This is a genomic window from Streptomyces sp. FXJ1.172 (assembly GCF_001636945.3).
Taxonomy (GTDB): domain Bacteria; phylum Actinomycetota; class Actinomycetes; order Streptomycetales; family Streptomycetaceae; genus Streptomyces.
Map to the genome: position 1 here is coordinate 3,413,009 of NZ_CP119133.2, position 15,185 is coordinate 3,428,193.

12 protein-coding genes are annotated in these 15,185 nt (G+C 72.1%); 6 read left to right on the top strand and 6 right to left on the bottom strand.

Features of this window, described 5'->3' with window-relative positions:
* Window positions 1–102 precede the first annotated feature (102 nt).
* Complete coding sequence (locus A6P39_RS14935) at window positions 103–1,464, top strand: maltokinase N-terminal cap-like domain-containing protein (protein WP_067054089.1); 1,362 nt, start codon at window positions 103–105, stop codon at window positions 1,462–1,464.
* A gap of 19 nt (window positions 1,465–1,483) precedes the next feature.
* Entirely contained in the window at window positions 1,484–3,688 is a 2,205-nt protein-coding gene (glgB, locus tag A6P39_RS14940) for a 1,4-alpha-glucan branching enzyme (protein ID WP_067054091.1), read from the top strand.
* Here the strand turns inward: glgB and A6P39_RS14945 are convergent.
* The 5 genes from A6P39_RS14945 to A6P39_RS14965 form a co-directional block, all read right to left on the bottom strand.
* Entirely contained in the window at window positions 3,663–5,900 is a 2,238-nt protein-coding gene (locus A6P39_RS14945; RefSeq protein ID WP_199840991.1) for a HelD family protein, read from the bottom strand. The genes glgB and A6P39_RS14945 overlap by 26 nt on opposite strands.
* Window positions 5,901–6,081: 181 nt before the next feature.
* The gene (gene trxA / locus A6P39_RS14950; protein ID WP_275883858.1) at window positions 6,082–6,414 is read right to left on the bottom strand and encodes a thioredoxin; all 333 of its coding nucleotides are present in this window, start codon (window positions 6,412–6,414) and stop codon (window positions 6,082–6,084) included.
* Window positions 6,411–6,839 carry a MerR family transcriptional regulator gene (locus tag A6P39_RS14955; protein WP_067054093.1) on the bottom strand — a complete coding sequence of 143 codons (429 nt, stop codon included), beginning with the start codon at window positions 6,837–6,839 and terminating at the stop codon, window positions 6,411–6,413. The genes trxA and A6P39_RS14955 overlap by 4 nt, the downstream gene beginning before the upstream one ends.
* A gap of 134 nt (window positions 6,840–6,973) precedes the next feature.
* On the bottom strand, window positions 6,974–7,765 hold the full coding sequence (locus A6P39_RS14960) for a DUF2127 domain-containing protein (protein ID WP_067054095.1): 792 nt from the start codon (window positions 7,763–7,765) through the stop codon (window positions 6,974–6,976).
* 114 nt (window positions 7,766–7,879) lie between these two features.
* Window positions 7,880–9,553: an MFS transporter gene (locus A6P39_RS14965; RefSeq protein WP_067054097.1), complete on the bottom strand. Its 1,674-nt coding sequence runs from the start codon at window positions 9,551–9,553 to the stop codon at window positions 7,880–7,882.
* Between the two features lie 134 nt (window positions 9,554–9,687).
* Here A6P39_RS14965 and A6P39_RS14970 point away from each other — a divergent pair, with 134 nt between their 5' ends.
* Window positions 9,688–10,320, top strand: coding sequence for a TetR/AcrR family transcriptional regulator (locus A6P39_RS14970; protein WP_067054099.1), 633 nt, complete (start codon window positions 9,688–9,690; stop codon window positions 10,318–10,320).
* A gap of 85 nt (window positions 10,321–10,405) precedes the next feature.
* Here A6P39_RS14970 and A6P39_RS14975 read toward each other — a convergent pair whose 3' ends face one another.
* The gene (locus tag A6P39_RS14975; protein WP_067054363.1) at window positions 10,406–11,815 is read right to left on the bottom strand and encodes a cation:dicarboxylate symporter family transporter; all 1,410 of its coding nucleotides are present in this window, start codon (window positions 11,813–11,815) and stop codon (window positions 10,406–10,408) included.
* Between the two features lie 121 nt (window positions 11,816–11,936).
* Between A6P39_RS14975 and A6P39_RS14980 the strand changes: the two genes are divergently transcribed.
* From A6P39_RS14980 to A6P39_RS14990, 3 genes are read left to right on the top strand one after another with little or no spacing between them, the layout of a single operon-like run.
* Entirely contained in the window at window positions 11,937–13,565 is a 1,629-nt protein-coding gene (locus tag A6P39_RS14980) for a sensor histidine kinase (protein ID WP_067054101.1), read from the top strand.
* Window positions 13,562–14,251, top strand: a complete 690-nt coding sequence (locus A6P39_RS14985) for a response regulator (RefSeq protein ID WP_067054103.1) — start codon at window positions 13,562–13,564, stop codon at window positions 14,249–14,251. Before A6P39_RS14980 ends, A6P39_RS14985 begins: the two co-directional genes overlap by 4 nt.
* Before the next feature lie 45 nt (window positions 14,252–14,296).
* Entirely contained in the window at window positions 14,297–15,127 is an 831-nt protein-coding gene (locus A6P39_RS14990; protein ID WP_234379191.1) for a tetratricopeptide repeat protein, read from the top strand.
* Window positions 15,128–15,185: the final 58 nt, after the last annotated feature.

Here is a 15,185-nt window from a genome sequence, read left to right on the forward strand (position 1 = left end):
GCGGAGCGTTTCGGCCGGGCGGGGCGGTGGCGCGTTTCCACCGTCCCGCCCGGGGCACGCATCAGGAACACCCCGACGACCCGGGGAAAGGACGTGACGCCCATGGCGGAAACGGTCACCCCCTTCGGCACCGCCCCCTCGCTCCTGGACTCCCTCGACCCCTTGTTGCGCGCGTGGCTGCCGAGGCAGCGCTGGTTCGCGGGCAAGGGGCGTCCGGTCACCGGGTTCACTCCCGTGGCCGTCACCGAACTGCTCCCGCCGGACGGGCGGTTCGGCCTGTACCACCTGCTGCTGCGCGTGCACCAGCCGATCACGCCGGGCCCCGGCGACTGCTACCAGCTCCTCATAGGCGTGCGCGAGGCGCTGCCGCCCCGGCTGGCGCCCGCGCTGATCGGACACCTTGAGGAGGGGCCGCTCGCCGGACGCACGGTGTACGACGCCCTGTACGACCCCCGGCCCGCCGAAGTGCTCCTGGAGGCCCTGCGCACCCGGGCCCGCATCGGCGGGCTGCGCTTCGAACGGGACCGGCGCCAGGAGATCCGCGAGGGTCTCGTGGCCCGGCTGATGACCGCCGAGCAGTCCAACTCGTCGGTCGTGTACGGAGATACGTTCATCCTGAAGCTGTTGCGCCGGGTGATGCCCGGCGTCAACCCCGACCTGGAGATACCGCTCGCGCTGGCCCGTGAGGGCTGCCCCCGGGTGCCCGCGCCGACGGCCTGGGCGCACGCCGAGACCGGCCGGGAGCCGTATGTCCTCGCCGTGCTCCAGCCCTTCGTGCGCGGCGCGGCCGACGGCTGGGAGCTGGCGCTGCGCGAGCTGGCCAAGGGCGAGGACTTCGCCGCCGAGGCGCGGGAGCTGGGCCGGGCCACCGCCGAGGTGCACACCGCGCTCGCCCGGGCCCTGCCGACGGTCACCCTCGGCCATGCCCAGCTCGAGGCGCTGGCCGGCGGCATGACCGAGCGGCTGGCGGCGGCCGTCCAGGCCGTGCCGGCACTGCGGCCGTACGAGAGCGGGCTGCGGCAGGCGTACCGGGATCTGGACCGGCTCGCCGCCCAGGGCCACACCTGGACCGCGCAGCGCATCCACGGCGATCTGCACCTCGGGCAGTGCCTGCGCTCGGCGTCCGGTGACTGGTCGCTGATCGACTTCGAGGGCGAGCCGGCCCGGCCGCTCGCCGAACGGCGGCTGCCGCAGCCGCCGGTGCGGGACATCGCGGGGATGCTCCGCTCCTTCGACTACGCGGCCCACTCGGTGAGCCCGGCCGCGCCGGACTGGGCGCGCGGCTGCCGGGCCGCCTACTGCGCCGGGTACGCGCAGGTGGCCGGCCGCGACCCGCGCGCCGATCCGGTGCTGCTACGGGCCTGTGAGACCGACAAGGCCGTCTACGAGGTGGTCTACGAGGCCCGGCACCGCCCCGACTGGCTGCCCGTACCGCTCTCGGCGATCCGCCGTCTCGCCGCGTGAAGAAACAGGAGGCTCGTCCGTGCCCAACAAGTCGATCAAGCCTGCCGCCCCGGACGCCGCCGACCGCGAACGGCTCCTGCACGGCACCCATCACGACCCGCACGCGGTCCTGGGCGCCCATCCCGTGCCCGCAGGTGTCGTCTTCCGGGCACTGCGGCCCTACGCGCTCGGCGTCACGGTCGTCGCCGGTGAGCTGCGGGCCGAGCTGCACGACGACGGCGACGGCTTCTTCTCCGGTCTGCTCCCGCTCACCGAGGTCCCCGTCCACCGGCTGCTCGTGGCGTACGAGGGGACGGTCCTGGACACCGAGGACGCCTACCGCTTCCTGCCCACGCTGGGCGAGCTGGACCTGCATCTGATCGGCGAGGGCCGGCACGAGCAGCTGTGGCAGGCGCTCGGCGCGCACGTCACCGTCCACCAGGGCGTGCCCGGCACCCGGTTCGCGGTGTGGGCGCCCAACGCGCGCGGGGTGCGGCTCGCGGGCGGCTTCAACCACTGGGACGGGACCGGGTTCCCGCTGCGTTCGCTGGGCTCGTCCGGGGTGTGGGAGCTGTTCGTGCCGGGCATCGGCGAGGGCGAGCCGTACAAGTTCGAGATCACCCGCCCGGACGGCTCGCACACTCTGCGCGCCGACCCGCTGGCCCGGCGCACCGAGGTGCCGCCCGCCACGGCGTCGATCGTGACCGCCTCGCACCACGAGTGGGACGACGCCCGGTGGCTGGCGCACCGCGGCGACACCGCCGTGCACGAGGCGCCGTTCTCGGTCTACGAGGTCCATCTCCCCTCCTGGCGGCCAGGTCTGACGTATCGTCAGCTGGCCGAGCAGCTCCCCGCGTACGTGACGGAGACGGGCTTCACGCACGTGGAGCTGATGCCGGTCGCCGAGCATCCCTTCGGCGGCTCCTGGGGCTACCAGGTGACCGGCTTCTACGCCCCCACGGCCCGGCTCGGCACACCGGACGACTTCAAGTACCTGGTGGACCGGCTGCACCAGGCCGGCATCGGCGTGCTGATGGACTGGGTCCCGGCGCACTTCCCGCGTGACGACTGGGCGCTGGCCGAGTTCGACGGGCGCCCGTTGTACGAGCACCACGATCCGCTGCGGGCCGCGCACCCGGACTGGGGGACGCTGGAGTTCGACTTCGGCCGCCGCGAAGTGCGCAACTTCCTGGTGGCAAACGCCGTGTACTGGTGCGAGGAGTTCCACATCGACGGGCTGCGCGTGGACGCGGTGGCCTCGATGCTCTATCTGGACTACTCACGCGAGCCGGGCGGGTGGACGCCGAACGAGCACGGCGGCCGGGAGAACCTGGACGCGGTGGCCTTCCTGCAGGAGATGAACGCCACCGTCTACCGGCGCTGCCCGGGTGTCGTCACCATCGCCGAGGAGTCCACCGCCTGGGACGGCGTCACCCGCCCCACCCACCACCGGGGCCCGAGCGGCTTCGGCGGGCTCGGCTTCGGCCTGAAGTGGAACATGGGCTGGATGCACGACTCGCTGCAGTACATGAGCCACGAGCCGGTGCACCGCAGGTACCACCACCACGAGATGACGTTCTCGATGGTGTACGCCTACAGCGAGAACTACGTCCTGCCGATCTCGCACGACGAGGTCGTGCACGGCAAACGGTCCCTGGTGTCGAAGATGCCCGGCGACTGGTGGCAGCAGCGCGCCGGTCATCGCGCCTACCTGGGCTTCATGTGGTCCCACCCCGGCAAGCAACTCCTCTTCATGGGCCAGGAGTTCGCACAGGGCGCCGAGTGGTCCGAGGCGCACGGCCCGGACTGGTGGCTGCTCGACGCGGCGTACGGCGCCGGGGCCGACCACCGGGGCGTGCGGGACCTGGTCCGGGACCTGAACGCGCTCTACCGCGCGACCCCGGCGCTGTGGCAGCGCGACACCGACCCGGCGGGCTTCCAGTGGATCACCGGGGACGCGGCCGACGACAACGTCTTCGCGTTCCTGCGCCTGGACGCGGACGGCAGCCCGCTGCTCGCCGTCTGCCACTTCTCCCCGGTGGTCCGCCACGACTACCGCCTCGGTGTCCCCGAGGACATACCGGCCTGGCTGGAGGTGCTCAACACCGACGCCGTGCGCTACGGCGGCAGCGGCGTGACCCACCCGGACGCGGTCAAGCCGGAGCCGCAGGGCGCGCACGGCCGCCCCGCGAGCATCAGGCTGACGCTGCCGCCGCTGGCTACGGTGTGGCTGCGGCCTGCCTGAGCGCCTCGGGCAGGTCGCCGGTGTGCAGCACCCCGAGCCGCTGGGTGGCCCGGGTCAGGGCCACGTACAGGTCGCTGGTGCCGTACCGGGCCGGCTCCACCACCAGCACCGAGTCGAATTCGAGGCCCTTGGCCTGGCGCGGGTCGAGCAGGACGACCGTACGGGTCAGATCGGGCTCGGCGCCGGCCGTGACGCCGTCCAGCCGCGCGGCGAGGCGGCGGTGCAGCTCGCGCGGGGCGATCACCGCCAACCGGCCCTCGTCCGGAGTCAGTTCGGCGACCGCCTTGGCCACGGCCTCGGGCAGGTCGTCGGCCCGCCGCACCCAGGGCCGCACGCCGGTGGAACGGACCGAACTCGGCGGCTCGAAGTCCGGGTTCTCGGCGCGGACGACGGCTGCGGCCAGCTCCATGATCTCGGCCGGGGTGCGGTAGTTGACCCCGAGCCGGGTGTGCTCCCAGCGGTCCTCGACGTACGGCTCGAGGATGTCCGCCCAGGAGCCGGAACCGGCCGCCTCCGCCGTCTGGGCCGGATCGCCCACCAGGGTCATCGAGCGGGTCGGGCTGCGCCGCATCAGCAGGCGCCAGGCCATCGGCGACAGCTCCTGCGCCTCGTCCACGATGATGTGCCCGAACGCCCAGGTGCGGTCGGCCGCGGCGCGCTCCGCGGCGCTGCGGTGGTCCGCCTCCTCCTGCCGCTCGGCGAACCGCTCGGCGTCGATGATGTCGTGCGCCGACAGCACCTCGGAGGCGTCCGGGTCACTGTCCTCCTTGTCCTCGAACTCGTACGTCCGGGAGGCGTACGACACGTCCAGCACGCCCTGGGCGTAAGCGATCTGCGTCTCTCGTTCGCGCTCGGCACGGGCCCGTGCCGAGCGCTCGTCCTCGCCGAGGAGTTCGGCCGCCTCGTCCAGCAGGGGCACGTCGGCGACGGTCCAGGCCCGGGTCACCGGGCGCCGGATGGCGGCCGCGTCCGCGTCGCCGACGTACCGCTCCGGCTCGGCGAGGAAGTCGGCGACGAGGCGCTGCGGGGTGACCCTCGGCCACAACTGGTCGATGGCGGACCAGACTTCGGGGTTCTCGGCGAGTTCGTCGCGGATCTGGGTGATGTCGGAGGCGTCGAGCAGGCTGCTGCCGTCGTAGGGGTCGGTGCCCACGCGCTCGGCGTACAGCTCGGTGAGGGTGTTGAGGATGTGGCCCTCGAAGTACTCGCGGGCCGCGTTGTGCGGCAGCTTGGCGGCGCGGGTGCGCTCGCGGGCCACGCCGACGAGACCGTCGTCGAGCATCAGCACCTCGCGGTCGTGCTCGATCGCGATCACCGGGTCGGGCAGGGCCTGCCGGTCGCGGACGGCGGCGGCGAGCGCCTCGGCCATGTCGGCGCGGCCCTTCACGGCGGCCGCCCCGGGGGTGTCGGCGGCGGTCGCCTTCACGCCGGGGAACAGCTCGCCGACTGTGGCCAGCAGCACCCCGGTCTCGCCGAGGGAGGGCAGCACCTCGCCGATGTAGCCGAGGAAGGCCGGGTTGGGGCCGACGATCAGCACGGCCCGGCGGGCCAGCAGCTCGCGGTACTCGTAGAGGAGATAAGCCGCGCGGTGCAGGGCGACCGCCGTCTTTCCGGTGCCCGGCCCGCCCTCGACCACCAGCACGCCTCGGTGTGGCGCCCGGATGATCTCGTCCTGCTCGGCCTGGATGGTCTGCACGATGTCGCTCATGCGGCCGGTGCGGGCCGAGTTCAGCGCGGCCAGCAGCACGTCGTCGCCGCTGTGGTCCTCGTAGCCGGTGCGGGTGGTGTCACCGAGGTCGAGGATCTCGTCGTGCAGGGAGGTCACGGTCCGGCCCTCGGTGCTGATGTGCCGGCGGCGGCGCAGGCCCATCGGGGTGTGACCGGTGGCCAGGTAGAAGGGGCGGGCGACGTCGGCCCGCCAGTCGATGAGGACGGGGGTGCGCTCGGCGTCGTCCTCGCGCAGCCCGATCCGGCCGATGTGGTGGGCGGTGCCGTCGGCGAGGTCGATCCGGCCGAAGCAGAGCGAGCCGTAGACGGCGTTCAGCGCGGCGAGCAGCCCCGAACGCTCGGCGACCAGGATGTCCCGTTCCAGCCGGGCCTGCATGGGCTTGTCGCCCTGGGCGAGCGCGTCCGTGACCGAGGTCTCGGCCTCGCCGCGCAGCACGTCCACGCGCGCGTACAGTCCGTCGATGAATTCCTGCTCGTGCCGCAATTCATCGTCCGGAAATTCGGTGTTTGACAATTCCGCTCCCGCCCGGATATACTGTGCTCAGTGAACTTCTCCGCGGCTCGAATGAATTCGAGTCGCGAACCACTGAATATACGCACAGAAATCCCCCGAGCGCAATTGCTCAGGGGATTTTTTCGTGACCGGACCGTTCGGCGCAGCCGCTTTACAGCACGTCGGCCAGCTCCTGCAGCAGCCGCCGCTTGGGCCTGGCCCCCACCATCGACCGCACCGGCTCGCCGCCCCGGAAGACCATCAGGGTGGGTGTCGACAGCACGCCGTAGGCGACCGTGGTCCGCGGATTGCGGTCCACGTCGAGCTGGACGATCTTCAGCCGGTCGCCCTCCTCGAAGGCGATGTCCTTCAGCACCGGTGCGAGCTGCCGGCACGGCCCGCACCAGTCGGCCGTGAACTGCACCAGCACCGGCAGCTCCGAGCCCTTCACCTCCGCCTCGAAATCGGCGTCCGTCACCTCGGTCAGCCCGCTCACCAAGCTCATCGCGCAATGCCTCCCAGTTCGCACCCGGGCTCCGGACCCCCCGGAACCAGCGCCTCGGCGGCCAGCGTCTCCCGCGCCCGTTCGGCCCGCGCAAGCTGCCCCGCGACCGTCTCCCGCACCGCCGACAGCTGCCCGATGAGCGCGTCCAGCTCGTCCAGCTTGCGCCGGTAGACCACGAGCGAGGCCGGGCAGGAGTCGCCCTGCGGATGCCCGGCGCGCAGGCACTCCACGAAGGGCCGCGTCTCCTCCAGGCCGAACCCGAAGTCCTGCAGCGTCCGGATCTGCTCCAGCAGCCTGAGGTCGGCCTCGTCGTACGTGCGGTGTCCGTTGCCGTCGCGCCGGGCCGGCAGCAGCCCGCGGGTCTCGTAGTAGCGCAGGGTGCGGGTCGTGGTCCCGGCCCGTGCGGCCAGCTCGCCGATTCGCATGCCTACGACCGTAGGCGTTGACGTCGGCGTCAAGGCAAGCGCGGCGGGCCGGGAGCACGGTGACGATGTCCGCGGGCATCGTCCGGGTCTCTCAGGTCACCACCCCTGGATCTCGCCCATGTCGCCACCCCCCTTCAGCGCGCACTCTCCCATGGGTGAGGCTGGACGGGCACCCCCGCCGACTCCTCCACCTCCATCAAGGAGGCGCTGTGCCGTTCCTCCTCGAAGGCCCTGCGGCCGCCGCGGAGGCCGAACAGGCGCTTGGCCACGGCGATGTAGAGGACCGCGAGTATGTTGAGGACGAGGGTGGCGATCTTCAGATAGCTGACCTTCTCGGTGAGTTCGTAGATCTCCAGCGGGAGAAATGCCGCCGTCGCCACCACCGTCAGGTATTCCGCCCAGCGCTTGGCGTACCAGAGCCCGGCCGCCTCGACCAGTTCGATCAAGGCGTAGGCCAGCAGCAGGGCCGCCACGAGCAGCAGCGTGGAGTGCTTGTAGCCGAACGCCTTCTGGATGGAGCCGACGACGGGCGAGTGGTCGAGGTCGTAGTGGAAGTGCTTGAAGACCGGGCGGAAGACGTCCATGTTCTCGTTGAACAGCCGGCGCACCGCGTCCTGGCTGTTGCTGAACTTCCACACCGCTATGGCGACGAGGACGATGAACACGCCGCGCACCAACCGCTCGATCGCGAGGAAGCGCAGGATGAACAGGTCGCGCAGGACCTTGCCGCGCGGCACCAGCGGGGCGTCGGCGGCCGGCCCCGAGCCGTGCGGCTGCCCGAGCACGAAGTCACCGCAGCGCAGACAGCGCCACGCCGCACCGACCACGGTCTCGGCGTGCAGCCGCAGACGCAGCCGGGGGTCGTCGGGCGCGTAGGTCACATGCCCCTTCCGCGCGCAGGTCCGCCGGTCCCAGTCGATCTTCATCCCCCGTGCCTCCACTTACCCGTATCTGACGTGTCGCATGTACGGACGCCATGCGCGAACGTGCCGTTCCGATTGATCCGGAGCGGCACGTTAGCGGACGGGCGCAAGGAGTGGTCAGCCGACGGCGCTGTCCGCCAGCTCCTTCTCCCGCTCCTTCACCTCCGGCGCGGGCTTTTCACGGCGCGGGAGCAGCACGGCCACCACCACGGTGCCGATGCCGAGGATCACCGCGCCGACCAGGCTGGTGTGGGCGACGGCGTCGGAGAAGGACGAGCCGACCGCCTGGGCCATCCGGTGGGCACCGGCGGCGAGTTCGGCCGCCTGCTGCCTCAGCTGCGCCGCCTGCTGGGGGTTGGTCGCGTGGGCGGCCTGCGCGGCTGCGGCCTGTGCCTTCTCGCCGATGCCCTGCGCGACCGCGTAGCCGGCCCCGACCGAGTCCCTGGCCGTGTCCAGGGCGCTCGCCGGGAGCCTGCTGCCGGCGGTGGCGTCGCGCAGGTGGTTGCCGTACGACGTCGCGAGCAGTGAGCCGAGGATCGCGATGCCGAGCGAGCCGCCCAGCTCCAGCGAGGTGTCGTTGACGGCGCCGCCGACGCCCAGCTCGGACTCGGGGAAGGCGCCCATGATGGCGTCGGTGCAGGGCGAGAGGGCGAGGCCGATGGCGAGGCCGAGGATGACCAGGGGGGCGAGGAAGTCGCTGTACGTCGAGCCCGCGTCGACCCGGGTCAGCAGGGCGAGGGCGGTGGTGCCGCCGACCATGCCCGCGCCGACCGTCCACTTCATGCCGACGCGCGGGGTGAGGAAGCCGGTGAGGGCCGAGCCGGCGAAGACCGCGCCGGCCAGCGGCAGCATCCGTACGCCGGTCTGGAGTGCGTCGTAGCCGAGGACGAACTGCAGGTGCTGGGTGAGGTAGTAGAAGGCGCCGAAGACGGCGAGGAAGAACAGGGCGACGGCCAGGTTGGAGCCCGCGAAGCGGCGGCCGGCGAAGCGGCGGACGTCCAGGATGGGGCGGGGGTGGCGCAGCTCCCAGAGGACGAACGCCACCAGGCCGGCGCCGGCCACGACCGCCGCCGTGATCGCCTTCGCGTGCCAGCCGAAGTGCGGGCCCTCGATGATCATGTAGATCAGCGAGCCGGTCCAGATCACCGACAGCAGTCCGCCCACGTAGTCGATGCGGTCGTGGTGGCCGGCCTTGGACGGCGGGATGAGCACGAGGGCGGCGACGATCGCGACGGCCGCGATGGGCACGTTGATCAGGAAGGTCGAGGACCAGCCGTGGTCGCGCAGCAGCGCGCCCGCGACGACCGGTCCGGCGGCGATGGCGAGGCCGGCGGTGGCGGTCCACAGCACGATCGCCTTGGCGCGTTCGGCGCGCGGGAAGGTCGCGGCGAGCAGGGAGAGCGTGGCGGGCATGATCAGTGCCGCGCCGACGCCCATCACGGCGCGGGCCGCGATGACGGTGGTGGAGCTGTCGGCGAGGTAGCCGAAGACGGCGCCGCCGCCGAAGACGACGAGGCCGAGGACGAGCGCCCCGCGCCGGCTGTACTTGTCGCCGATCGCGCCGAGCAGCAGCATCAGCGCGGCGTAGGGGACGGTGTAGCCGTCGATCACCCACTGCAGGTCGGCGCTGGAGAGCCCGAGGTCCTTGGTCATGTCGGGCGCGGCGACCGTGAGGGCCGTGTTCGCCATCACGATGATCAGCAGGCTCAGGCAGAGCACCAGCAGCGCCCACCAGCGCCGGGCGTAGGGGCGCTCCATCTTCTCGACCGGTTCGGTCATGACGAGTCGCATGGCAGGGGTCGCCTTCCTCGGATCGCGACGGTTGGTGCGGAGCGGTGCTGACTTGCACAGTGACGTGCAATTGCACAACCGTGTGTAATGTACGCCGCTGCACAGTGATGTGCAAATCATGGAGGGCGTGCAGAATGACTGCCATGACCACGGGTAACAGCCGCGCCGACGCCAACCGGCGCCGCATCCTCGACGTCGCCCTCGCGGAACTGCTGCGCGACCCCGACGCCTCCATGGACCAGATCGCGCGGGCCGCGGGGGTCGTACGACGAACGGTGTACGGCCACTTCCCGAGCCGTGAGGCGCTGATCAGCACGCTGGTCGACGAGGCGGTCCAGGCTCTGGGGGACGCGGACGCGGGAGCCCGCGAAGGGGTCGCGGATCCGGCGGAGGCGGTGGCCCGCTCGGTGCTCGCGATCTGGCGGATCGCCGACCGCTACCGGCTGCTGGTCGCACTCGCCCAGCGCACGGTCACCGTCCAGGGCATCCGGGAACGCCTCGCGCCGTTGCGCGCGAACAAGGTCCAGCTGCTCGAGCAGGGCCTTGAGGACGGCGTCTTCGGCTCACCGCTCCCGGCCCCGGCACTCGCGTACGCCCACGAGCAGTTGCTGTTCGCGGTGATGGAGGCGGTGAACGACGGCCTCCTGACAGCACAGGAGGCGGGCCGCTCCGCCGCGGTCACGGTACTGACCGCGGCGGGCATGCCCGCCTCCGCGGCCACCGCGCTGGTGGCCGAGGTGAGTGAAGAGCCGCAGGCAACGTCGTAGGAAACGTCGCAGGAAGCGGCGTGGAAAATGCCGGATGCCCGGCCCGGGTTCAGGCGGGGCCGGACATCCGGGGACTTCGGGCCGGTCAGGCCTTGGCCAGCTCCCCCTGCCGGGGCTCGGGCACCCCGGCATCCGTGCTCTGCCCCTCGTCCATCAGCGTGGTCTCGTCGAACGGCAGCTCCCCGGCGAGCACCCGCCGCACCCGGTCCTTGTCGATCTCCTTCGTCCACGTGCCCACCAGCACCGTCGCCACCGCGTTGCCCGCGAAGTTGGTCAGCGCACGGGCCTCGCTCATGAAGCGGTCGATGCCGACGATCAGGCCGACGCCGTCGACCAGCGCGGGCTTGTGCGACTGGAGGCCGCCCGCCAGGGTGGCGAGTCCGGCGCCGCTGACGCCCGCCGCGCCCTTGGACGCCAGCAGCAGGAACAGCAGCAGCGGGATCTGCTCGCCGATCGACATCGGCGTGCCCAGCGCGTCCGCGATGTACAGCGACGCCATGGTCATGTAGATCATCGTGCCGTCGAGGTTGAAGGAGTACCCGGTCGGCACGGTGATGCCGACGACCGGCTTGCTGACGCCGAGGTGCTCCATCTTCGCGATGAGCCGCGGCAGCGCGGACTCGGAGGAGGAGGTGGACAGGATCAGCAGGAACTCGCGGGCCAGGTACTTGCACAGCGAGAAGACGTTCAGCCCCGCGACGATCCGCAGGACGGCGCCGAGCACCACGAAGACGAACAGGACGCAGGTGACGTAGAAGCCGAGCATCAGCACGGCGAGGCTCTTGAGCGCGTCGACGCCGGCCGAGCCGGTCACGGCCGCGATCGCGCCGAAGGCACCGACCGGCGCGGCCCACATGACCATCGACAGGATGCGGAAGACGAGCCGCTGGATGTGCTCGACGCCGCGCAGCACCGGCTGCCCGACCGGGCCCATGGCCTGCAGCGCGAACCCGGCGAGCAGGGCCACCAGCAGCGTCTGGAGGACCGACTCCCCGGTGAAGGCGGAGACGAACGTGGTCGGGATGATCGACAGCACGAACTCGACGGGCGGCAGCGCCTCGGTGGACACCTGGGCGTGACCGGACTGCTTGATCGCGTTCGTCAGGTGCAGCCCGTCACCCGGGTGCAGCACATTGCCGACGACGAGCCCGATGGCGAGCGCGACGAGCGACATCACGAGGAAGTAGCCAAGGGCGATACCGCCGACGGCGCCGACCTTGGCAGCCTTGCGCACCGACCCGATGCCGATCACGATCGTGCAGAAGATGATCGGCGAGATCATCATCTTGATCAGGTTGACGAAGCCGGTACCGAGCGGCTTCAGCTGGACGGCCGCGTCGGGCCAGATGAGCCCCACCGCGATGCCCAGCGCGACCGCCGCGATGACGGCGATGTACAGGTAGTGGGTCCGGTCCCGCTTCACGCGGGGTACGGCTGGTGCCGTATCGGGGGTGCTGGCGGCCACGGCTGCCCTCCTTGACGTCTTCGTCGGCATCACCGGCGTGCGGCTCACGTCCGGGGGTTGTGGGGGATGCCGTGACTATCTCCCGGCCTGTGAGGGCGGTCACCCTTCCGTTCATTTAGTTCACACTTAACCGAGGAGGCACACTGCTGGCATGCGCGTTCCCTCCCTCCCCCGGCCTCGCAGCCTGGCGGGCCAGCTGTTCGCCATGCAGGCCGTGCTGATCGCGCTGGTCGTGGCCGGGTACGCGCTGTTCACCTACGTCAGCGACCGGGGGCAGGCCGAGGACGCGGCGGTCCGCCAGGTCACGGCCGTGGCCCGGTCGATCGCGGACGCCCCCTCGGTGCGCGCGGCGATCCACACCTCCGACCCGTCGGCGGCCCTGGAGCCGTACGCGCTGCAGGTCACCCGGGACGCGGACGTCGACTTCGTGACGATCATGAACACGGACGGGATCCGCTGGACCCACCCGGACCCGGGACAGATCGGCAAACGCTTCCTCGGCCGTATCGGCCCGGCCGTGCGCGGTCACACCTTCACCGAGACCTACACCGGCACGCTCGGCCCCTCCGTGCGCGCGGTCACCCCGGTCGAGGACAACGGCCGCGTCATCGGCCTGGTCAGCGCCGGGATCAAGGTGGAGGAGATCAGCGCCCGGGTCCGCGGCCAGGTCACGGCCCTGCTCGGCGTCGCCGGCGGCACGCTGCTGCTGGGCGCGGTCGGCACGTACGTCATCAACGCCCGGCTGCGCCGCCACACCCACGGCATGAACGCCGCCGAGCTGAGCCGGATGCACGACTACCACCAGGCGGCGCTGCACGCGGTCCGCGAGGGCCTGCTGATGCTGGACGGGCAGTACAGGGTGGCGCTGATCAACGACGGCGGGCGGGAGCTGCTGGGAGTGGGCAGCGAGGGGGCGGTGATCGGCCGCTCGGTGGCGGACCTGGGCCTGCCGGGCCCGCTGACCGGCGCGCTGCTGTCGTCCGAGCCCCGGGTGGACGAGGTGCACCTGACCGCGTCGCGCGTGCTGGTGGTGAACACCTCCCCGGTGTCGGGAGGTGAGCGCCGGGGAACGGTGGTGACGTTGCGCGACGTGACCGAACTGCAGGCCCTGACGGGCGAGTTGGACTCCGAGCGCGGCTTCACCCAGGCGCTGCGCTCACAGGCGCACGAGGCGGCCAACCGCCTGCACACCGTGGTGTCGCTGATCGAGCTGGACCGCGCCGAGGAGGCGGTGGCGTTCGCCACGGCGGAGCTGGAGCTGGCGCAGGCCCTGACGGACCGGGTGGTGGCGGCCGTCGGCGAACCGGTGCTCGCGGCCCTGCTGCTCGGCAAGACGGCCCAGGCCAACGAGCGGGGCGTGGAGCTGGTGGTCTCCCCCGACAGCCGCCTGGACGACGGCCTGCTCCCGGCGGAACTGTCCTCACGCGACCTGGTCACGATCCTCGGCAACCTGATCGACAACGCGGTGGACGCGGCGCAGGGCAGCGCCGGGGCGCGGGTGACGGTGACGGCGTACGCGTCGGCCGGCGAGGTGGTCCTGCGGGTGAGCGACACCGGCCCCGGTGTCGACCCCGCCCATGCCGACCTGGTATTCCAGCGGGGGTTCTCCACCAAGCCGGCCGGGCCCGGCGGGCGGGGGCTCGGACTGGCCCTGGTCCGGCAGGCGGTGGCCCGCCACGAGGGCACGCTGACGGTGGCGGAATCCGACGACGACGGCGAGGGCGGAGCGGTGTTCGAGGTGCGGTTGCCGCTGCACACACCCACGGGTGGCAGCAGATGACGGACGAGCGGCGGCCCATCCGCGTCCTGGTCGTCGAGGACGACCCGGTGGCCGCCGACGCGCATGTGATGTACGTCGGGCGGGTGCCGGGGTTCGTCGCGGTCGGCAAGGCCCACACGGGCGCGGAGGCGCGGCGGTTCCTGGACCGTACGGCGGTGGACCTGCTGCTGCTGGACCTGCATCTGCCGGATGTGCACGGGCTGCAGCTGGCCCGCTCCCTGCGCGCGGCCGGCCACCACGCGGACGTGATAGCGGTGACGTCGGCCCGCGATCTGGCGGTGGTCCGCGAGGGCGTCTCGCTCGGCGTCGTCCAGTACGTCCTGAAGCCCTTCACCTTTGCCACCCTGCGCGACCGCCTGGTCCGCTACGCCGAGTTCCACGCGGCGGCCGGCGAGGCGAGCGGCCAGGACGAGGTCGACCGCGCCCTGGCCACCCTGCGCGCACCGACCCCCGCGGCCCTGCCGAAGGGGCTGAGCGGGCCGACGCTGGAGCGGGTGACGTCCGCTCTGCGAGGAGCGCAGGAGGGGCTCACGGCGGCGGGGCTGGCGGAGACGGTCGGGATCTCACGGATCACCGCCCGGCGGTATCTGGAGCACCTGGTGGAGGCGGGACGAGCCGACCGGAGCCCGCTGTACGGGCAGGTGGGGAGGCCGGAGCTGGTGTACCGGTGGGTGCGGGGCCGTTAGCCGGACTGCTCGGGTTTCGCAGATGTGGCCGAGGGTGGTGAGCACGTGATCGCTCATCCGGCCGCGCCTGCCGCCCCGAACGGCAGGGCGTACCGCACGATGAGCGCCCCCAGCCCGACGACCGAGGCTGCCACGTATCTCGCCTGGCGGCGGTACTTCGATGACTCGATCACCGTCTGCCGTGCCGCGCAGGAGGCCGCCCACCGCGTCGGGGACCGCCACGCCGAGGCCATGCAGTGGGGCAACCTCGGCGTCACCCTGCGGGAGGCGGACCGAGCGGAGGAGGCGATCGACGCCCTCATCCACGCCCGCGACCTGTACCAGGCCGTCCGGGCCCGCAGTCACGAGGCCGCCGCATGGGGTGACCTCGGCGCCGCCCTGTGGGAGGCGGGCCGGCCGCAGGAGGCGATCGTCGCCCTCATCCGCGCCCGCGACCTCGCCCAAGCCACCGGCGACCGCCATGGCGAGGCCGGGGCGTGGAACAACCTCGGCACCGCCCTGCAGGGGGCGGGCCGGTCAGGGGAGGCGATCGAGGCCCTCATCCACTCCCGCGACCTCGCCCAGGCCATCGGCGACCGCCACGGCGAGGGCATCGCGTGGAACAACCTCGGCACCGCCCTGTGGGAGGCGGGCCGGACGCAGGAGGCGGTAACGGCGTACCGCAAGGACTTGGAGATCTGCCGGGAATTCGAGGACTGGTACGGCGAAGGGCAAACCCTCGAAAACCTGGCCCGCAGCCACATGTCCGCCCACCACCCCGCCGAAGCCCGCACCGCCTACCTCCAGTCCGCCGACGCCTACACCCGCGCCAACGCCCCCGCAGACGCCGCCCGAGTCCGAGCCCGAGCGGCCGGGCTGTCCGGGCAACCGGACTGACTCCCGCCCCTCACCCCGTCTCCCGCGCCCTCCCGGGTCCGGCGACGCCGGCCGCCTC